A 23,388-nucleotide genomic window follows, 5' to 3' on the forward strand; every position below is an offset into this window, starting at 1 on the left:
ATTTTTATTCTGTTCGTAAACTTTCTATAGGATTTGTTGATGCCAACTTAATTGCTTGAAAACTCACTGTAAGCACCGTTATAATAATTGCACTACATGAAGCGACCGCGAATACCCATAAGTCTATTGATGTTCTGTAGGCAAAATTAGCAAGCCAATCATCGACCAAAAAATAAGCAATAGGAGTAGATAGTATAACCGAAATAACGATCAGTTTTGTGAACTCTGAAGAAAACAGTAGTACTAACTCTGATACTTTGGCGCCGAGTACTTTTCTAATTCCTAATTCTTTAACACGTTGTTCTGCAGAGAAAGCGGTTAAACCAAAAAGGCCTAAACAAGCAATAATTAACGCTAGGGTTGTAAATATATTTAATACGTTTCCCATTTGTTGTTCTGCAATAAAGGTATTCTCAAAATCTTGATCCATAAAGCTATACTCAAAAGGAACAGCAGGATCTACTTGCGCTATTTCTTCTCTAACCGTATCAATAACCTCTTGAAGATCATTAGGACTCCCTAATACATCTGTGTTTAATCTCATCGAATAATATGATAATCCGGCACCATAATCCCAGACCTTATCATTTTGATGATGAATAATCACTAATGGCCCTATTTCTTGTTTAACACTATTAAAATTAAAATCCTTTACCACACCAATAACTTCAAATTCGTCTTCATCTCCAGACGCTAATGCTACAATTTTTCCTACAGGATTATCTGCTTTGTAATCTTCTTGATTGCCCCATCCCAACATTTTTACTGCTTCTTCATTGAGCACAACTTTATATTTATCGTTTGTACGAGATGCATCAAAGTTTCTACCAGCAATAAATTTTAATCCAAGAACATCAAGATAATCACCCTCTGCTCTTACATTTCTTAATTGTACTACGTCATTTTTGGCTCCTAATGCTTTATATCGATCACCTGTCCATATATTAGGAGGTAATCCAAAGGATTTACCTACCTTGCTAAATGCTGGATTTGATTCAAGTTTTGTTTTGAGTATCTCGGTATCAAAACCTATTTGATCAATATTATGAATCTGAAGAATATTATCTTTTTTAAATCCAATATCCATAGAAGCAGTATAACTTAATTGTTTCTGTACGAATAATGTACAAATAACCAATGCGATCGAAATCGTAAACTGAAATACAACAAGTCCATTTCGTATTCCTTTACCTCTAAATCTATTGCTTATTTTTCCTTTTAATGTTTCTACAGGTCGAAACATGGATAAATAAAAAGCAGGGTAACTCCCAGAAAGAACTCCCAAGATCAATATAAATACTACTACAATCCCTATAAATAATGGGTTACTTAAATAGTAAAGTAATTCTAATTGAACATCGGTAATAGCATTAAACGTACCCAAAGAAATCTGCACTAATACTAATGCAAGTATAGTTCCTATAAGCACAAAGAGTATGGATTCAAGTACAAACTGTTTGATTAGTCCTCTTCTTTTGGACCCTAATACTTTTCTCACCCCAATTTCTTTAGCTCTCTTAGATGATCTTGCCGTAGAAAGGTTCATAAAATTAATACTAGATAATAACAACACCAAGACACCAATGGCACCAAATATTTTAACATACATCGGATTTCCGGCGGGCCCAAATGTATTAAAGTTCGGTGTGCTCGATCTATATATTTCTTTAAGAGGTTGAAGGTATAGTGTCCATTGATGACCCTTTGTAAACTCTTCGAATTTTTGATTAAAAATTCGTTCGGTGGTAGGCGGAGCCCATTTTGGTGGGATCTCTTGCAACTTACTAGTAAGGGCCTGAATATCTGTTCCTTCTTTTACCAATCCATAGGTCGAGAAAGCTGTCCATATCCATTTCCAGCCATGGACATTTAATCTATCTGAAAAACTACTTAATGAGACTAATACATCAAATTGAATATGAGACTTATACGGAACTTCTTCAAGAACACCTCTCACGGTATACGTTTGCCATTTACCTTCCCAATCCTTGACCTCAACAGTTTTACCCATCGGATCCGTCTCACCAAAATATTGATATGCCTTTTCTTTGGTCACTACCATACTCCTAGGCTCCTTAAGTACTGAATGAGGATCTCCTTGCGAAAATTTGAAAGAAAAAACATCAAAAAAGTTTTCTTCGGCGGCATAATATTGCCCTTCATTGTAGATGTTAACTTCATTTTGTTCATTCGTTCGAACGACCTGAGCTCCTGTATTAAATATTCTCGTTATTGCCTCAAAATCTGGCGCATCTGTCCTTAACGCCGTAGCAACATTTGGACCCGTATTTGCTGATATATCATTCCAGTCACCCCAAATATCGGGTTGATTTACTCTATAGATTCGATCACCTTTTTCATGAAACCTATCATAGGTCATTTCGCTATGAATATACAATCCAATGATAAAACAGGTCGCTATTCCTATACTCAATCCAAGTATATTAAGCATTGCGAATTGTTTTTGCCTGATTGCATTTCTCCAGGCCATTTTTATATAATTTTTAAACATGATTTTTCTTTTATTCTGTTCGTAAACTATTCACAGGGTTTGCAAGCGCAGCTTTGATCACTTGAGAACCTACTGTGATGCACGCAATGAATATGGCTACACCCGCCGAAGAGGCAAAAAGCCACCAGCTTATTTCTATTTTATAAGCAAAATTCTCTAGCCATTTATAACCAAGATAGTATGCCAACGGACTTGCTAAAACCATTGCCAAAAGCACTAGCTTTAAAAAATCTTTAATATGCATTGATGTTATCCCTAAAACCGAAGCTCCTAAAACACGGCGTATGCCTACCTCTTTTTTACGTTGTTCTGTACTAAAAGATGCTAATCCAAATAAACCGATACATGCAATGAAAATGGCCACAAACATAAAGCTAAAAACTACTTTTGATGTTTGCTTTTCGGCTATATAATTGCTGTCAAAATCCTGATCCAGGAATGAATATTCAAAAGGAGATTCTGGATTTATCTTTTGCCAAATCGTTTTAATATCGGCGATTGTTTTTTGATAATCCGCTCCATCCCTAATGTTGGCAATAAAATAATTCGCCTGGTTATTATTAAGCCTTAAAACTCCATATGGTGTTATGGGTTCGTGTAAACTTTTATAATTGAAATCTTTGATTACTCCTATAATTTCTAAATGAAATTTTTCTTTATCCCACTCGTAATAAATTTTACGACCTACGGCTTTTTCTGGAGCATATCCCAGGTTTTTTACCGCCATCTCATTGAGTATGATACCTAGTGAATCTTTATGCTTATTTTTTGAGAAAGTTCTTCCGTAAAGCAAGGTATACCCCAATGTTTTAATATAATCTTCTTGAGAACGTGCAAAGTGAGTCCAAACATGTTCTTCTGGAGTCTTGTCTTCGGCATAAAAAGAATTATCACTTAACATTTCAAAACCTGGATAAGTATCTCCCGCTGTTGCAGAAACAATATTTGGGTTCTTTAACAATTCTGTTTTTAAAGTTTCATATTTTCCTTCAACTTCAGCACTGCGTAAAGGGAGCACAATCTGTTGTTCTTTCTTAAAACCTAAATCCTTATTTTGTAAAAATTCCATTTGTTGCCATATCATGCCTGCTACAAGAATCAATGCTGCCGAAACCGTAAATTGAAATACAACCAAACCCTTTCTCACAACGGTTGCCGAAAAAGTATTCATTAATTTTCCTTTTAATGTTGTAATAGGCGCAAATGAAGAAAGATAAAAAGCAGGATATAAACCAGATAACAAGCCTGTTAATAGTGCAAAACCAAGTATCCAAAAAATAATATTTGGGTATTCTAAAAGTGTGAGGTCTTTATCAACAAACGTATTAAATGTTGGCAACAGGATAAATACTAGTGCAATTGCTATCGCTAGTGATAACATACATAAAACCATAGATTCTCCTAAAAACTGAATGATTAACATTTCTCTTTTGGCTCCAAGCACTTTTCGCATGCCTACTTCTTTGGCTCTTTTTTCTGATCTCGCGGTAGAAAGATTCATGAAATTAATACATGCAATTAACAACAAGAACAATGCTATTGCGCTAAAAATATAGATATAAGTCATACTACCATTTTTACTTATCTCCCATTGTATATCCGAGGTTAAATAAATACTTTCTAAAGGTTGTAAAAACAGCTTTTTTTCTAGTCCAGGAGTAGAAATATCTGGTGCTATAAACTTTTCTACAAACTCCGGGAATTTTGCTTCTAGCTGTGCTGCATTACTTCCTTGTTTAAGTTTTATATAGGTATGAAACAAATTGTTGGTGGACCAGTTTTTTTGTTGATCTATCCATTGACCCATATCCGAGTTTTTCATCGACAAAAAAACATTACCATTGATATGAGACCTATATTTATTCTTAAATACTCCTTTTACTGTATACTTATTTTTTGCATAAGGTATTTCGATTTCGATCACCTTATTAATCGGATTTATATCTCCAAATAATTTTTTTGAAACTTCTTCTGAAAGAACTATAGTGTTAGGTTGACTCAAGGCAGTTTGAGAATCTCCATATGTGAAATCATACGTGAGGATCTTAAAAAAAGTAGAATCGGCATAATACGTATGATTTACATAAAATTGTTTGTTTTCATTATTATTCTTGAGTAAGAATTTGTCAATATTTGGAAATTTCAGCATTCTTGCCGCCTCTTCAATCTCAGGGTAATTATCTTTAAGCCCCTGTCCCATCGGTGCAGAAACGGTTGCGATTTGATCATCCAAAGCCTCCATCGCAACGCGATAAATTCGATCCGAATTAACATGATGTTTATCATATCGCATCTCATCCATGATATACAATGTAAGTAACAAACAGGTTGCCAATCCCATTGATAATCCAAAAATATTGATAAATGAAAAGAGCTTGTTTTTAAGCAAATTCCTCCAGGTAATTATGATATAATTCTTAAACATAGCCTTCGTTTTTGATTGATGAATATTACTCGTCCCTTAAGCCATCTGCTGGGTTTCTATTTGCTGCACCTACTGTTTGTGATCCTACCGTAATCATAGCTACAACTAGTGCCAACAGGCCAGCGCCTAAGAAATACCAAAGTTTGAGTGGTATTTTATAGGCATACCCAGAAAGCCAATTGCTTGCCAACAGATATGCAACTGGCATTGCAATCAAAATTGCTATAAAAACCAATTTTGCAAACTCACTAGATAACATAAATGTGATGTTCGACACACTTTGCCCTAATACTTTCCTGATACTTATTTCTTTTCGTCTTCTTTCAGAGGTATACGCTGCTAATCCAAATAGACCTAGACATGAAATTATGATTGCAAGGCCTGCAAAATATCTAGATAGCGATGCTACCTGCTGTTCGGCAGCATATTGTGCTTGAAAATCTGTGTCCAAGAAGTTATATTCAAAAACATATCCTGGATTAAATCGAGCATATAATCCTTTTAATTGAGCAAGTACTTCGGTTTCTTTTCCTTGTGCTATTCGCACAACAAATTCTAACCCTTTTTCTTTTGGGTTAAGTCTAAAAAACATAGGTTTAACCGTTTCTCGAAAGGATTGAAAATGAAAATCTTTTAATACTCCAACAATTGTATATTGACGATCACCATATCGAATAGTTTTACCTATGGGATCTTTCAAATTCATTGATTTTATAGCAGTTTCATTAAATACAATAGCAGCGCTATCTGTAGGAAATTCTCTTAAAAAAGGTCTTCCTTCTTTTACTTTAATATCCATTGTTTCAATAAAATCATGACCTATTTGAAGTTCTTTAAATCTAGATCTACGTTCTTCATCATTACCAGACCATATTAATCCACCAGTAGTATTTATCATGGTACCGATAATGTTTTGACTTGTTGTAGCTGCATTAAGAACATTGGGGGTGTTTTTAAGTTCGGCCAAAAAAGCTTCTTTATTTTCTTTTAAAAACCCCTCTTGTTTAAAATAGATAAGATTATCCTTATCCATACCAAGATTCTTAGACTGCACATAGGAGACTTGTTGAGAAACTAAAAGAACTGCTAAAATCAATATGATGGATAGACTAAATTGAAATATTACTAAACCTTTTCTTACCCAGATTTCGGCCCATGAATTTTTTAATTGGCCTTTTAAAATAGCAACAGGTTTAAAACGAGAAAGATATAATGCTGGGTAACTCCCAGCCAAAATCCCTGTAAAAAAAGTAATTAATATAATTGCTCCTACAGTCAAGAAACTAAAGTTAAGTACTAATTCTTTACCAGTTATCTCATTAAATTTTGAAAGAAAAAGAAACACAAATAACAAAGCCATTATTAAGGAAATAAAAGCTGTCATAACAGACTCTGTAAAGTATTGACTAATAAGTGTACCTCTTCCCGAGCCTAATGCTTTTTTAACACCAATCTCTTTTAATCTTCTTGATGCATTAGCTGTAGAAAGATTCATGAAATTAATACAAGCAATAGCCAAAATAAATAGTGCAATACAAGAGAACAGATACACATACGTCATTCGACCTTGAACTTGACGACCGTTTTCGAAATTACCGTATAGATAATTTGAAGAATACTGAGTCATCACCAGATCTGCTGTAACATCATCATTTTGTTGTTTCGAAAATTTCTCGATCTTAGCAGCAAACTCTTTCTCCTTGGTTCCTTCATGAAGCACGATATAGGTAATCGGATTATTATTATCCCAATTAAAATTACCTCCTTGAAGAATCACTCCTTTTTTCCATGCCTCCATAGGCACAATAAAATCAAAGTTATGTGTAGATTGATTCGGCAAATCTTGAAAAACACCACTTACTTGGTAGTTTTCATTAGCGTGTATTCCATCCCATTCTATCACTTTACCTATAATCCCTTTAGTTTCTCCAAAAAGATTAGTAGCCAGAGATTCTGAAATCACAATAGAATTTATCTCTGATAAGGCCATACTTTTATCCCCTTCAATCAAGGGATACGAGAATATTTTTAAATAATCTTTATCAGCACATACCCCATTGGCTTTAATATATTTATTGTTTAATTTGAGAGAAGTTTTGGCAAATCGTTCTGGTACTGTTTGGGCAGCAGCGTATTTAACCTCGGGTAATTTTTCGGCCATAGTTTCTGCCAATTGTGTGGGAGTCCACTCAAGTACCTTAGCTCCTTGATTCGTTTCAAATTTGTTCCATACTTGATATAGATTTTCATCATTTTCATGAAATTTATCTACTTGCATTTCATCAAATATCCATAGCGAAATCATTAATACGCAAGCCAAACCTGAAGAAAGACCAATCACATTAATTACAAATGTGGATTTATATCTAATGATATTTCTGAAAAAAAGTTTTATATTATTTTTGAACATAGTATTTATTTTGATCAAATTCTATTCGTCTCTTAATGCATCTACTGGGTTACCATTAGCAGCAATAAAACTTTGCCAGCTTACCGTAAGCAAGGTAACTCCTAATGCCATACATCCCGCTAATACAAATATCCACCAGCTTAGACTTGTTTTTACAGCAAAGTTTTCTAACCAAGAATTCATAGCATACCACGATATTGGAATAGCAATAATAAATGCAACTCCTACCCATTTAATAAAATCGATATTTAGTAATTGAAGGATTTTAAAAATACTAGCTCCATTTACTTTTCTAATTCCTATTTCCTTTTTACGCTGGATACAGGTGTATGAGGTTAGACCAAACAAACCTAATGCAGCAATAAAAATCGCTAAAGCCGTAAATATTTTAAATGCATCACTAAACTTATTATCTTCTTTATACTGTTCTTGAAATTTTTTATCGATAAAGGTGTAGTTAAACGTACTCTCTGGGAAAACAGATGACCAAGTAGTTTGAAGCTGGTTTAACACAGAATTGTAACCTGATACAGACGTAATACTAGAGTTTAATTTAACCAATAACACATCTTTTGTTGGAGTATATCGTATCAAAATAGGAACTACAGGGCTTTTTACCCCAAAATGATGGTAATCCTTGATTACTCCAACAATACCCCATTCGCGATTCCAAAACTTCACTTTTTTATGGATTGCTTCATCAATATTTGTGATTCCTATTTCTTTTACAAATTCTTCGTTAACAACAATATCATGACTAAATCCTTTTGAGTTTGGCATAAAAGCTTTTCCTGCAATAAACTCCATCCCCATTACATCAAAATAATCAGAACCAACTTCATAATTATACCAAACATTTTGTTCTTCTAGAGTCCCGTTGGGGAATGTAATTCCCATAAAAGAAGATAAATTATCATAGCCATCTCCCGGATATGTAACCGCAAATGATGCATTGGCGACAGATGGTAATTTTTTAAGTTCTTCTTGTAAAACTTTGTAATCTTTTCGAATAAGAGAATCCGATACATTCGTTAACACCTCTCCATTTATAGCCAATACATTGTTTAAATCAGACCCAATAGGTTGCTCCTGCATAAAGTTGATTTGTTTGGTCACTACAATAGTTCCTATCAACAAAACAATAGTGGCAAAAAACTGAGTAATGATCAGTCCTTTTCGCACATGTATCCCTTGTGCAGATGTTCGAGTTTTTCCTTTTAAAGCTTTTAAAGGAGTATAATTACTTAATACTATAGCCGGGTACAATCCTGCCAGAATCATCCCTAACAAAGTGATTCCCAAAATGGGTAATAATTTTTGAATATTATCAACCTCAAAACTCATTGTTTTGCCAGTAAACTCATTATACAAAGGCAATATGATTATGGCTAGTATAACGGCTATGATAATAGCTGATATGTTTAAGATAATAGACTCTAATAAAGATTGGATTACCAACTGTTTTTTTTGAGCACCCACCACTTTTCTAATACCAATCTCTTTGGCTCGTTCTAAAGATTTGGTAGTAGAAAGATTAATATAGTTAAGCCATGATAGAATTAAAATAATGAATGCAATAGCTGTTAAAAATTTAATTCTTGTGATACTCCCATTAGCTTCGGCTTCGTACGGTTTGTTAGAATATAGATGAATCTCTTCGATAGGTTCGATGTTCATACGTTCATCATTCACTTCATCCAACCCCCGATCTATGATCTTTTTTTGAAGCAAATTAGCATTAGTCTTATCATCAATTTCTATATACGTAAAATATACATTGTTATTCCAATTTGGCTCTTTCATATTATCCCCAATTGCATCCCAATTATGCATTGTAGTATAAGAAAGTAAATAGTTAATTTTGAAATGAGAATTTTGCGGAAGGTCCTTTATAACACCTACTACTGTTGCACTTGTAGATCTATCTCTATATACTTGTATTGTTTTACCTAAAGGATTTTCTTTTCCAAATATTTTCTGAGATAATGATGCTGTTAATACAATCGTATTTGGTTCTTTCAGTGCTGTATTAATATCTCCATATGCTAATTTTTGATCAAAAATATCAAAATAACTAGGATCCGCGATGCAACCATTATTTATCTCTAGAATTTGATTGTTTGTTTTTAATGTGGTCTTACCTAATCGATAAAAGCGCGTATAATCAAGTACTTCTTCGAACTCTTCTTTTAACGTTGGTCCAACTTCATTATAGGACTGAGCATCTCCAGGGGTATATACATCTCCAACAAGATAATCCATGTATACTCTATACACATTTTCAGATCCTTCAAATTTATCATAGCTACGTTCGTAATTAACGTATACCATAATCAAAATGAAAGATGCAACTCCAATGGCTAACCCCAATATGTTGATAAAAGAATAGAGCTTATTCTTTACCAAATATCGAATTGCTATTTTGAAATATAAAGTGTACATACTAATAAATTAACTAGATAATTATTCTGTTCGTAAACCCTTTATTGGATTTTGTATAGCCGCTCTAATAGTACCAAAACCAATAGTTGCCAATGCGATCCCTAAGGCGAGCATTCCAGCCATAACAAAAAACCATGGACTCAATTCCATTCTATATGAATATTCTTGAAGCCATTGATTAGAATACCACCAACCCAGTGGCAAAGTGATAACAAAAGCTATAATTATTAGTTTCACAAAATCTTTGGCTAATAACACCAATAAAGAAGCTACACTTGCACCTACGATTTTACGAACAACAATTTCTTTTGTTCGATTGGTTACCACCAGAAGAGAAATTGCCAATAACCCTATACAGCTAAGTATAATGGCCACTATAGCTCCACTACTGATAATAGTTATCATTGTTTTTTCTTTCCTAAACATTCTGTCTATATTCTCATCCAAAAACGACCCTAAAAATTGAGCGTTTGGCTCCAGTTTTTTCCAGGTATCTTCAATAACTTTATAACTTTGAGAAACATTGGCACTTGCTATTTTAATGTAGGCGTATCTAGCAGGTTTTTGGCTTGACATAAACAAAGTAATAGGTTCTATGTCTTGATCTAATTTCTTGAAATTATAATCCTTAACAATTCCAATAACAGTATGTTTTACATCATCACTAAATATAGCTAATTGTTTTCCCAAGGGATCGGATTCCTGCAGTTCATTAACCATAGATTCATTAATAATTACAGACATACTATCGGCAATAAACTCTCTACTGAATGAACGCCCCTCCAAAAGCTTAATATCTAAAGTTTCTATATAATCGTAATCTACAACAAGCATGTGAGTTCCTACCTTTCGGTTTTTATAATCAAAACCAAGTTGGCTCGTGGATAGACTACCATCTTTTCCTCTACCAAGATTATTATCTGAAGCCGTGATACTAATAATATCATTTCTATGTTTTAATTCTTCTCTTAAAAGCTGTACCACCACATCACTATCTTTTTTTCCATTTAACGGTAATGATATTATTTGCTCTTTATTAAAACCCAAATCTTTGGTGCGCATGAATTGTAGTTGACCCCATAACACAAAACTTCCGGTTACCAATAGAATAACAATGGCAAATTGTATAATTACGGATATATCTCTCAATTTATCCCGTCCATTAATTTGTAATTTCCCTTTTAGTGCTTGTAGTGTCCCTAATTTACTTAGTAAAAGAGCAGGGTATCCTCCTGCAATTATAGTAATAGTAAAAAAGGCTAAAATAATCGTGATAATGCTTGTAACTGATAAGGTATTATTAAAAGTGGCATTGGTATTAAACAATGTTTTAAAATCATCTAACAAAAAGACACTTAGTAAAATTCCTAAAAACAATGTAGCTAAGAAAACTATAACGCTCTCAATCCAAAATTGTATAAATACATGTTTTTTTGCTGCACCAAGAGTTTTTCGCATACCTATTTCTTGCAACCTTGAGTTGCTTTTTGCTATACTCATGTTAATGAAATTAATACACGCAATAAAAAGTAGTAATCCAGCTATACCAATAATTATATAAGGAAGCGTTCTACTTACTGTAACTTTTCTATTTTGAAAATTCGTGAAATAAACATCTTCAAAAGGGTGTAATTTTAATTGCACATACTGCCCATTGTCATCTGCCAAAGCTCCATCTCTTTTTGTGTTATTTATTTCATTCTTAAAATGAAGATTTGCAAAAGCGCGAGTGCTACTTTCAAATTTACTAGCAGGAATACCTTCCTTTAATTGCATGAACACTTCATGATTTGTATGATCCCATCTATCTTTAAGCCATTTGTATCTTGGATTACTCTTGAAATTTGCTATAATATCAAAATCTAAACTACTATTCTTGGGAATATCTTTTAAAACCGCAGTAATAATAAAAGGTGTTTTTTCTCCATGTAATAATAGGTGAATTGTTTGTCCAACAACTTCTGTTTTTCCAAAAATCATTTTCGCTTTTTCTTGTGTTATAATCAAAGAATTATATTCATTAATTGGCTTATTCACATCCCCTTTTTCAATCGGAAAAGAAAATAAATTTAAAAAGTCTGGATCCACCCAACTGATATCCATATTGAGCTCTTTCTCTTTATAAAGAAGAAGAACATTTTCACTCATATGCCTAGATATTTTTTCAACTCCTGGTATTTCCTCTCTTAATGCTGGAGTAAAAGGCATAGGTTTTGTTGTTCTCATTTCTACTCCTTCTGGTGTCTGCCATGAAGCATATATTTGATAAATAGAATCCTCGTTATCATGAAATTCATCATAAGACAACTCAAAAAAGGCCGACATCCCAAGTAATATAGCTACAGCAAAAGCTACCGATAAGCCTACGATATTAAGAATCGTAAACATTCTGTTTTTCCATAAATTACGCCATGCTATTCTGATATAATTTCTGATCATGATTATTCTACTTTCAATTGATTATATTATTCTGTTCTCAAACTTTTTATAGGGTTTGCTGTAGCTGCTCGTATAACCTGGTAACTAATTGTTAGCAGCGTAACAACCAATAATCCAGCTATAGATATTGCAAAAATCCACCATCGTATTTCGGTATGGTACGTATAATTTTGCAACCAATTATTCATAAAGTACCATGCCAATGGAGTGGCTATTGCTCCTGCAATTAAGATTAACTTGAAAAAATCCTGGATAAACAGTATCAAAATACCAATAACACTACTTCCTAATACTTTTCTTATCCCTACTTCTTTAGTTTTTTGTGCTACGAAAAATGAGATTAATCCATAAAGGCCTAAACAACTTATGAAAATAGCTAAGGCAGAGAACAATTTGGATAGCGACAGTAGTTGTTGTTCTTCTTGATATTGTTGGGCTACATTTTCATCCAAAAAATCAAATTCATAAATAGATTTTGTAAAAACTTCTTTCCACCTTTCTTCAATACCAGTCAATGTGTTTCTTATATCTCGATCATTAATTTTAATAGCTAATTCGCTATAAGCTTTCGTATACGGTGCAATAAAAATGGGGCTAATACCCTCATGAAAATTTAGATTATGAAAATCTGCTACCACTCCAACAATTGAAGCTTTTATAGATCCTCCATTAAGTTCGACACGTTTCCCTATTAATTCTTCTGGAGAAGTCAAATTTAATTTTTGAGCAAGTTTTTCATTCACTACCACTTCGGTAATCGAATCAGAAGCATAAAAATTACGCCCCGCTACCAATTCAAGGTCAAAAGTATTGATATAGTTTTCGTCGGCCATTTTTGCCGAAATTGAAAACTCCTCATACTCCGGCCTATTATGATATTTTACACCTGTACCCCAAATATTGCTCCCTCCTCCAGGGCTTGCCAAACATGCGGTTACGTTTTCTACCCCTGCAAGCTGAGAAAGACGTTCTTTTAATCCTTCAATTTTAACATACTCAAGTTCTTCAGGGATTTCTAAAATTACAACAGCGTCTTTATCAAAACCCAAATCAGCATTAACAGCATAATTAATTTGCTTACTTATTATAACTGTCGTCACTATCAATAATATCGAAATAATAAATTGCGCGGTCACCAACACTTTTCTTGTTACTTTTCCTCCAGCATCTTTTTGAGTTAATTTCCCCTTTAATGCGAGAGTTGGTAAAATTCTTGCTAACAAAATTCCTGGATAACTACCTGCAAAAAGCGAAACACAAACCAACATACCCACTGCAAAACTTATAAGTTTCATATCTAACATCGAACTTGCAGAAAGATTTAACTCGAAAAGCTCATTAAAAGAAGGTAAAACAATAATAGCTATAACAACACCAAGACCCATTGCAAACAAACTTATTATAAAAGTTTCTGAAATAAATTGCCAGAACAAATGTTGTTTAAAGCTTCCTAGTACTTTTTTAATTCCTATTTCTTTAGACCTAGAAAATGCCTGAGCCGTTGAGATATTTATAAAATTGATACAGGCTACAGAGATTAAGAATATCCCTATTAAACCAAAAATCCATAACAAGCTCACATTGATACCATCATAATTACTATCAAAATGAATATCACCTAATGCCTGAAGTTGATAACGATGTACATTCTTACTTCTAGGGCGATGTTTGGTAACCAAAGAAATGAGAGATTTCTCGATATCATCAATATTCTGATTTGGATAAAGCAGTGCATAACATCTTAAACTGCCATTAATACCTCCCCATGCATTACTAGAGGCAAAATCATCATACTTCTCAAGTGTTTTAAAGGATAAAAACACTTCTCCGTCGATCATTGTGTTATTGGGCAAATCATTTAATATTCCAATAATCTGTATAGTTTCTGTATTTTCTAAAATGAAGTTTTTACCTAAAGAGTTTTCATTCCCAAACATTCTTTTTGCAAACTTCCGAGTTACATAAGCCGTATTGGGTTCTATCAAACCGCGATTACTTAACTCCTCTGCAAGTGGGAAATTGAATATTTCGAAAAATTCAGGTTCTGCAAAAGCTATATTTTCTTTAAAACGTTTTGGAGTATCAACATCATTAATTTGCCAGTCTTCTCTCACAAAAAGTTTAGCTACTTTTTCGGCATAATTATAATCTGATCTAAAACCATCAGCAAAACCAGGAGGTACTGCAGTTTCATATTCAACATCAACACGGTGTTCTTCGGTTACAATTCTAAATACCCTATCAGAATTTTGATGAAAATTATCAAATTGAAGGTGGTGATTAATAAATAGAAATATCAATATTGCACAACCAAATCCAAGTGAAAGTCCAATAATATTAATAAAAGTAAAGACTTTCCTTTTTTTAAGATTTCTCCACGCTATTTTTAAATGTGTTTTAAACATAATTATTGGTTTTATTCGGTTCGTAAACTTTTTATAGGATTTACAATAGCAGCTTTTATAGCTTGATAACTTACAGTTGCAAAAGCAATAGTTAGTGCTAAAACTCCTGCCAAAACAAACGTCCACCATGAAATATGTACTCGGTACGCAAAGCTTTCTAACCAATTACTCATAAAATACCAAGAAACAGGTACCGCCAAAATGATTGAAATCACAACCAGTTTCAGGAAATCTATTGATAAAAGAGTGGTGATATTTCCGATAGTTGCTCCCAAAACTTTACGAATTCCTATCTCTTTAATTCTATTCTCTGCCACATAACTGGCAAGACCAAATAGACCTAAGCAAGAAATAAAAATAGTAAGTAGGGTAAATATACCTACGAGCTTACTTGTTCTTTTCTCGTCATTAAATTTTTTGGCATACTCTCTGTCTACAAATTCGTATTCGAAAGGATATTCAGGATTATATTTTAGAAAAGTGTTTTCTACTATGGCAAGGCTTTCTGAAACCTTCCTAGTATCATTTAGTTTTATATGTATAATACTAAACCAAGCCTTGGCACCCTCTATAACCATTGGATCAATCTTTTGAAAAGGAGATTCTAAGACAAAGTCTTTTGCAACTCCTACAACATTCCAGTCTATTCCATTATCCTTGATTATTTGGCCAATTGGTTCTTCAAAATTCATAAGTGCTACTGCAGATTCATTAATGATGGCCGCTGTAGAATCCGTAGGATACTTATCCAAATCCAAATCACGTCCCGCTACAATTTCTAATCCTAAAGTTTTTGCTACATCATCATCTGCTATAAATCTTTGAATGATAGTCTTAACCTCTTCATTTTTACCCTTCCATTCAAAACTCCATGTATTACTCCGACCTTCTGTAATTGGTGAATTTGTTTTCGTTATAGAAGCTGCGGCGCCAGATGCAAGCAATTCTTTCTTGATTAAGGAGTAGTTTTTGTCTACTTCGCCCTGAATAGTCGTATAAATTAGATTGTTTCTAGCGTAACCTGTTTGTCTATCCTGTACCTTTTTTAACTGCTGTATTACAATTATGCTAGAGGTGATTAATATAATTGCAACAGAAAACTGAAGCACAACTAATATTTTTCTAGGTGTTACAGCGGCACTTGATTTAATAAAAGTTCCTTTTAATACTGAAGAAGGTGTAAACCCCGAAAGGAATAACGCAGGGTAACTACCCGCCAAAAGACCTGTAAAAACTACTACTCCTATAGCCGATATCCAAAACCATACATTAGCCAAATCCAATGATAATTGTTTTTCTATCAATATGCTAAAATGAGGTAAAGCTATTAACACCAGTAAAAGGGCAAAGACTGCAGCTATACATGATATAAGAATTGACTCTCCCAAAAATTGACCTACAAGTGCTAATCTTCTTGCTCCTACAACTTTGCGTACCCCTACTTCTTTTGCCCGTTTTTCGCTACGTGCTGTACTCAAATTCATAAAGTTGATACAAGCTATTATTAAAATAATGACAGCTATGATCCCAAATATTCGAATTACATCTATTCTACCACCGATTTCCTTACCATTTTCAAAATTCGAATGCAACCAAGAACGCGTAAAAGGATATAAAAATGTAATCATATCTGGAGAATCATCATCATATGATTTTCTTAAAGATTCTATCCTTTTTATGAGCGAAGCATGATCAACATCTTTTTTAAGCATTACAAACGTAGCAATAGAATTATTACCCCAGTTTTGATCCTCCCAACCACGTTGTTTTAAATATGCCCAAGGCATTAAAAAATCAAATTCGAAAGCTGTATTTGAAGGCAAATCCTTTAAAATACCAGCAATCATAAAGTTATCTTTATTGTCTACCTTAACTGTTTTACCTACTGCTGGTTCATCACCAAATATTTTTCTAGCGAAAGACTCAGTAATTACTACCGAATTAACATCGCTCAAAACAGTTGCTATATTTCCTTCTACCAATGGAAAACTAAATACTTTCAAAAAATCTGTATCCGCAAGAACCCCTTCACCGTTTATTCTTTTTTCATCCTTAGCAAATAAAAATTCAACACCATCCATTAAACGTACAGTACTTTCTATTTCGGGATAATCTTTTTGTATGGCCGAAGCCATAATTTTAGGAGTTGAATTCCAAGTCCATATTTCACCATTTACTAAGTGTTTATTATAGACTTGATAGGTTCGGTCTTTATTTTCATGGAATTGATCAATACCAATTTCAAAATTTATCCAGATCACAATAATCGCTGTAACCGCAAGGCCTATTGAAAGGCCTACAATATTTAGGACAGAAAAACTCTTGTTTCTCAGTAAATTTCGCCAAGCGATTTTTAGATAATTTTTAAGCATGTTTTTACTTTTGTTTTACATGTGCTTTATACACAATTACACCGTTTCAACAATCAACTTTTTACTACTCCGTTCTTAAACTCTTTACAGGATTAGCTAGCGACGCTTTGATAGCATGAAAACTCACCGTTGCTAATGCAATAATTAAAGCACAGGTTCCTGCTAATATAAACATCCACCATTGCATACTTATTCTGTATGCAAAATCAGACAACCAATCATTCATAATATACCAAGCTATCGGAGATGCGATTAAAAATGCTACAGTTACAAGTTTCATAAAATCTTTTGAAAGTAACTTTACAACTTCTGCAACCGAGGCGCCTAGTACTTTTCGTACTCCTATTTCACGCTTTCGTTGAAGTATCGTATAGGCTGCTAGACCCAATAAGCCTAGACAAGAAATTAAAATTGCAAGGACAGCAAAGTTTAAAAATAAGTTCCCAAAACGATCTTGAGCTCGATATTGCTTATCAAATTCCTCATCAAGAAAATAGTAGTCAAATGAATCGTTTGGCAAGATAGTTTCCCATGTGGATTGAATTTCTGTTACCACCTGTTGTACATTTTGACCACTAATTTTTATAGCCAATAAATCTGTCTCATCTGGTTTTATGGTAATGGTAAGAGGTTGTATATTTTCTTGTAAAGACTGGAAGTGAAAATCTTGTATCACTCCTATGATACGTCCACTTTTACCCCACTGAGAAAAGTTCGCTCCCAGTGCATCTTTGGGAGTGGTATATCCTAATAATTGGGCAGCTTTTTCATTAATCACCATACCCTCGGCAGAATCTGTAACAAATTCTCTCGAGAATTCTCTTCCGGCTACGATTTTTAAGCCATATTGCGGAATAAAATCATGATCAACAAAATAGGCATTAATGTTAGCTACCTGTTCTTCACCATTATTGTTTTGGATAATTGAATAAGCCGAATTGTTATATACCCCTGGCGCTGTCGAGGCAAGAGTGGTAGATAATACACCAGAAATATCATCGATATTATCTTTTAATTTTTGTTGTGGAGATGAAACCGTTACAGGAAGCATAACCGTATGACTTTTATTAAACCCTAACTCTTGGTTACGCATAAAATGCATTTGATTATAAATGATGATAGTTCCTATTATTAATGCTATAGAAATTGTGAATTGAGTAATCACTAATCCTTTACGTAATGCAACTCCTTTTTTCCCGGTAGAAAAACTTCCTTTAAGAACCTGTACAGGTTTAAAAGAGGACAATACAAAAGCGGGATATATTCCTGCAAAAACACCAATTGCGATTGCGATTACAAAAAGATAAAAAAGTTCGAGAGGGTTGAAGAATATACCTTCGCTAATAGTTTTTCCTGCCAACTCATTAAATGTTGGTAAAATCAATGCCGTTAATGCAATTGTGATTATAAAAGCTATAAGGCTTATGATTACAGATTCACCTACAAACTGTAGTGAAAGCTGTAGTTTTTCGGCACCTATAACCTTACGCACTCCTACCTCTTTAGCCCTTTCTACAGAACGCGCAGTGGTTAGGTTAATAAAATTAATGCAGGCAATTAACAAAATGAAAATTGCTATAATAGAAAATATATAGATTGTGCCAATGTCTCCAGTGTAATTTCCTCCTCTTGAAGAATATAAATACACATCTTCTAAAGGTTCTAAAAACAATGAAACAAATAACTTTCCTTCTCTCATCATATCTCCAGAATTACGTTCTAAAAAATCAGGAAATTTAGCTTCTAATTGTTTAGGATCAGTATTGGGATGCACAAGAATATAAGCCGACGGATCATATAAACCCCAAGCATTATCTATACTCGTATACACTCCTTGACTATATGTAGTCATAGAAATAATAAAATTGGCTTTAATTTGAGAGTTTTCAGGAATTTCGTCCATTATTCCTGTAACCGTAAAACTTAGATCTTTAATATCTTCATCTTTAATTTTTAAAGTCTGCCCCATAGCAGGTTCATCCCCAAAATATTTCTTTGCTGCAGCTCTTGTTAACACTACACTATAAGGTTCTTTAAGTGCATTTTTTTTGTCTCCTTGGAGTAATTCAAAATCAAACATTTCGAAAAAAGCTACATCGGCAGCAGCGGCATTATTTTCGATTAATTTTGTGTTATTTTTTCTTACTGATAAATTCAAAGTCATAAATCGTACTGCCGAAATAATCTCAGGAAATTCTTCTTCCAAATGAGGAGGGACTGCACACGCAGGTTTATCATTAATCATAACACCTGTTGGTGTTTTAAGATCAGCAACTACTCTGTAAATATCATCTCCCTTAGTATGAAATTTATCATAACTACGTTCAAAATTTACATATGATAAAATCAGGAAACCTGCAGTCAAACCAATAGCTAATCCGATAATGTTAATACCAGAATACACTTTGTTTTTGATTAAGTTTCTCCAGGCTATTTTGATATAATTTTTAAACATAACTATTGGTTTTTTTTGATGATCTACTCAGTTTTTAAGCTTTTGATGGGGTTCTGTAAAACCGCTGAAACTATTTTTCCGCTTACTGAAAAAAGCACTACAAATAAGGCTAACAATCCTGCAATAATTAAATACATAAGCTTGACATCTTCATGATACGGAAGGATGTTTATTAACTTAGTTGCTATAAAGTAAACAGTAAAAAGACCTAGGATTGCGGCTATACTAAATAAGATTACATATTCTTTTAATAATGTTAGAAAGACATTTTTAATACTAGCACCTAGCACTTTACGTATCGCTATCATTTTTTGTTGTGTTCTCATTGAAAAAGATACCAAGCTATATAAACCTAGTACTGCTAATAGTATGGCAAGCAGAGAGAAAAAAATAAAAATATTAATGGTCCCTCTTAACGCATTCAAAAAACTACTGTCTAATTCGGCATCCAGAAAACTAAATTCTATTGGATATCTCGGGAAACTCTCGTTAAAAACAGCATTAACGAATGCTTGAGTCTCTGTTCTTTTATCTGAAGCTACTTTAATACTCACATTCTTACCACCTAAACCTTTATCCATAACCATAATCATAGGTGGTATTTTCTTAAAAGCTGTATAATCATTAAAATCTTTTACGACACCAATTACTTTTAAACGACCATTATCAATTGTCTTACCCAAGGCATTTTCCCATCCAAACACTTCTAAAGCGGTTTGATTTATAATACATGCGTTTTGGATATCAGTAGCATAATCCTTAGAAAAATCTCTTCCCTGTAATAGTCTCATCTGATACGTTTTCAAAAAATCGTAATCTACCGCACGTGATCTAAGTATTATTTTCGCATTAGGTTCATTGCCTTCCCAGTTTGTATTATATTGCTCACCTCCATTAAATGGAGCAGAGTTGGATATTGAATAGTTAAGAATATTAGGGTTTTCAAGAAGTTTTTCTCGAATGGTATTTAGTTTTTTCATGTCTTCTTGACTAGTAGCATCTACTCGAGAAATGAGTAAATCCTCTTTTGCAAAACCGATATCACGTTGCTCTATATATTTAAACTGTTGTATAATGAGTATTGAAACAAAGACCAAAGGCATAACCAAAACTAATTGAAAAACAACCAAAGCTTTTCTTAAACCTGTACGACGTTTGATAGATGAATTTCCCTGAAGAAAAGAAGATATCTTTAAAGAAGATAGAAAAAAAACAGGGTATAAACCGGACAAAACACCAACAAAAAGTGAACCAAGGGCAGCATACAAAAAGAAGGGCCAATCCTGACTAAAAACAATGGATAAATTCTTGCCAATAATCTTATTAAAGAATGGGAAGAATAAAAATACAAGACCCATAGCAATGATAAAAGAAATTGATACCATTAGTAATGATTCGACAATAAACTGATATCTTAAATGATACTTTGTACTGCCCATTACTTTTTTCATCCCTATTTCTAACTCTCTATTCATTACTTGAGCTGTAGATGAATTTATATAGTTAAACAAAGAGATTAAGGCAGTAAAAATCACTACTGCAATAAAAAGATATAATACGGTAATTTCGCTACGATTTCCACCTCCACCTCTTACTTTAGAGGTTCTCATATAAATATCACCAACAGGTCTCAAACTTAAAAGTTCTTGGACTCCATCTTTTGAAGTGACATGGTTTACCAAAAATCTCTTTATTTTTTCAGATACCTTATGAACCGATTCATTGTCATTCAATTTAACGTATGCAGATACATTATTCGAACCCCATCCAGCATCTAGAGCATTTCTTGTAATCGTTTCATACGAATTGAAAGAAAGTAAGTAGTCAAATTTTAAATGTGAGTTTTCTGGATAATTAGAAACTACAGCAGTAACAATACAATCGTACTCTTTATTGATTCGTAGTGTTTCTCCAACAATATTTTTCTTTGAAGAAAATTTTTTGGCCAATGACTCAGAAAGGATTATGCTCATTGGTTTTTCTAAAGCACTATCTCTATTTCCCTCTATAAACTTAACCGTAAATAGATTAAAGAAGTCATTATCTACAAATAAACCATTCTTCTCATGATACATTGCATCATTAAAACTTAGGTAATTCGAAGTATTCCTTAAGCCAGTAGCGTTAATAATTTCGGGAACAGTACTCTTTAATTCATTAGATAATACATAAGGATTATTATCCCAAATTGAATTTTGAAAACTACTGGTATATGTTCTTTCTACTCTAAAAATCTCATCATGATTTTCATGAAATTGATCATAGCTACTTTCATAATTTATATAAAAAAGCATTAAGATTACGGCAGACAGGCCTATGGCAAGCCCACCGATATTCATGATTGAATACCCTTTATTTTTCCTAAGGTTTCTCCATGCTATTTTGATGTGATTTTTAAACATAAGTGTTCGTTTTGATGATGATGATCTGTAATCTATTTTTAATTCATTTTTTGAATTCTAGCTTTTCCAATTATTATTCCTTTATTTATAGATGGATCTCCATTATATGCTACGTTAGCCTCGCCATAAGCTGTTACTTTTAAGTTATCCGAAACATTAATTCTAAAATTCCCTTCACCGTAAGCCGTTATTTTGGTGTTTTCATTATTCAACCCTAAACTATTTACTTCACCTTCTCCATAAACAGTATATTTTTGTGTTCCTACTACTCCATCCTTAATTTCTAAATAACTCTCACCATACATTGATACTTGAAATGATTCTGCTTCTAGTGAATTCATTATAATCTTTGATTCGCCATAAATTTTTAATTTAAAATCATCTGATTTCATTGGACTTTCACATAAAATGACTTCTTCTCCTCTAATAGAAAGTTCTTTGATATCCTTATAATAGACTATAGCCGTTACTTGTGTCCCTTTATATAATGATTTTCTTTGATTATTCCATTTACTATGATCTGCCTTTACATTTTTGGTGATCATTTTGGCACCATCTAAATAAACTCTAAGTGTTTTTCCTTCATTTTCAATATTAATTTTTTCACGAGCCAATTTTGAATTTTCTATAACTACGCTTTCTCGATTTCCTTCTATAAATTTTACTTGGATATGAGGGCTTATAATTACTTTATCAAAATGAGCTACATCAATTACTTCTTGACTATGGCCACTTATTAATGAAACAATGCATATGATGAATGTTACGATATAGGTTGATATTCTTACCATGATTTCGTTTTTTTTGTATGTTTAGATAAATTAGGTATTTACCTCGAAGGGTTTGTTTTGACTTTCGGTTACAATTTGCCCATCAAACAGATTAATAATACGATGTGCATAATGAGAATCTCGATCTGAGTGAGTAACCATTACAATAGTTGTACCTTCTTGATTAAGCTCTGTAAGCAAATTCATTACTTCAATTCCATTTTTAGAATCTAAATTTCCTGTAGGTTCATCCGCTAGGATTAACTTCGCGTTAGTTACAACAGCTCTAGCTATAGCTACTCTTTGTTGTTGACCTCCTGATAATTGTTGCGGGAAATGTTTTTCTCGATGCGCAATCTTCATACGCTCTAAAACTTGTCTTACTTTTTGTTCGCGTTCGCTTTTTTTCATATTAAGATAAATCAAAGGAAGTTCTACATTTTCAAAAACAGTAAGTTCATCAATCAAATTAAAACTTTGAAAAACAAATCCAAGATTTCCTTTCCTTATCTTAGTACGTTGATTTTCTTTTAACCCTCCTACTTCATGGCTATTAAAATTGTATTTTCCTTCAGTTGGATTGTCCAACATCCCAATAATGTTAAGCAGGGTAGATTTTCCACATCCCGATGGTCCCATAATTGCTACAAATTCTCCATCACCTACTTTTAGATTTACATTATTCAAGGCTAGAGTTTCAACTTCTTCAGTCCTAAAACTTTTCTTTAAATTTTCTATTTGTATCATCTGTTGATT

11 protein-coding genes are annotated in these 23,388 nt (G+C 33.1%); all 11 read right to left on the reverse strand.

Annotated elements, in window-relative coordinates:
* Window positions 1-4: 4 nt before the first annotated feature.
* The 11 genes from DK508_RS16145 to DK508_RS16195 all read right to left on the reverse strand — a co-directional run bounded on the left by DK508_RS16145 (window position 5) and on the right by DK508_RS16195 (window position 23,379).
* Window positions 5-2,512, reverse strand: a complete 2,508-nt coding sequence (locus DK508_RS16145) for an ABC transporter permease (protein ID WP_109301823.1) — start codon at window positions 2,510-2,512, stop codon at window positions 5-7.
* A gap of 10 nt (window positions 2,513-2,522) precedes the next feature.
* Window positions 2,523-4,937, reverse strand: a complete 2,415-nt coding sequence (locus DK508_RS16150) for an ABC transporter permease (RefSeq protein ID WP_109301824.1) — start codon at window positions 4,935-4,937, stop codon at window positions 2,523-2,525.
* Between the two features lie 25 nt (window positions 4,938-4,962).
* Window positions 4,963-7,347: an ABC transporter permease gene (locus tag DK508_RS16155; protein ID WP_109301825.1), complete on the reverse strand. Its 2,385-nt coding sequence runs from the start codon at window positions 7,345-7,347 to the stop codon at window positions 4,963-4,965.
* 21 nt (window positions 7,348-7,368) lie between these two features.
* Window positions 7,369-9,789: an ABC transporter permease gene (locus DK508_RS16160; RefSeq protein WP_109301826.1), complete on the reverse strand. Its 2,421-nt coding sequence runs from the start codon at window positions 9,787-9,789 to the stop codon at window positions 7,369-7,371.
* A 21-nt stretch (window positions 9,790-9,810) separates the two neighbouring features.
* The gene (locus tag DK508_RS16165) at window positions 9,811-12,228 is read right to left on the reverse strand and encodes an FtsX-like permease family protein (protein ID WP_109301827.1); all 2,418 of its coding nucleotides are present in this window, start codon (window positions 12,226-12,228) and stop codon (window positions 9,811-9,813) included.
* Between the two features lie 26 nt (window positions 12,229-12,254).
* Window positions 12,255-14,633 carry an ABC transporter permease gene (locus tag DK508_RS16170; RefSeq protein ID WP_109301828.1) on the reverse strand — a complete coding sequence of 793 codons (2,379 nt, stop codon included), beginning with the start codon at window positions 14,631-14,633 and terminating at the stop codon, window positions 12,255-12,257.
* An 11-nt stretch (window positions 14,634-14,644) separates the two neighbouring features.
* Window positions 14,645-17,005 carry an ABC transporter permease gene (locus tag DK508_RS16175; protein WP_109301829.1) on the reverse strand — a complete coding sequence of 787 codons (2,361 nt, stop codon included), beginning with the start codon at window positions 17,003-17,005 and terminating at the stop codon, window positions 14,645-14,647.
* A 64-nt stretch (window positions 17,006-17,069) separates the two neighbouring features.
* Window positions 17,070-19,460, reverse strand: a complete 2,391-nt coding sequence (locus DK508_RS16180) for an ABC transporter permease (RefSeq protein WP_109301830.1) — start codon at window positions 19,458-19,460, stop codon at window positions 17,070-17,072.
* Between the two features lie 23 nt (window positions 19,461-19,483).
* Complete coding sequence (locus DK508_RS16185; RefSeq protein WP_109301831.1) at window positions 19,484-21,862, reverse strand: ABC transporter permease; 2,379 nt, start codon at window positions 21,860-21,862, stop codon at window positions 19,484-19,486.
* Window positions 21,863-21,900: 38 nt separating this feature from the next.
* Window positions 21,901-22,653, reverse strand: a complete 753-nt coding sequence (locus DK508_RS16190; RefSeq protein WP_109301832.1) for a head GIN domain-containing protein — start codon at window positions 22,651-22,653, stop codon at window positions 21,901-21,903.
* 30 nt (window positions 22,654-22,683) lie between these two features.
* The gene (locus DK508_RS16195) at window positions 22,684-23,379 is read right to left on the reverse strand and encodes an ABC transporter ATP-binding protein (protein ID WP_109301833.1); all 696 of its coding nucleotides are present in this window, start codon (window positions 23,377-23,379) and stop codon (window positions 22,684-22,686) included.
* Window positions 23,380-23,388: the final 9 nt, after the last annotated feature.

It is taken from the genome of Aquimarina sp. AU474 (genome assembly GCF_900312815.1).
GTDB lineage: Bacteria > Bacteroidota > Bacteroidia > Flavobacteriales > Flavobacteriaceae > Aquimarina.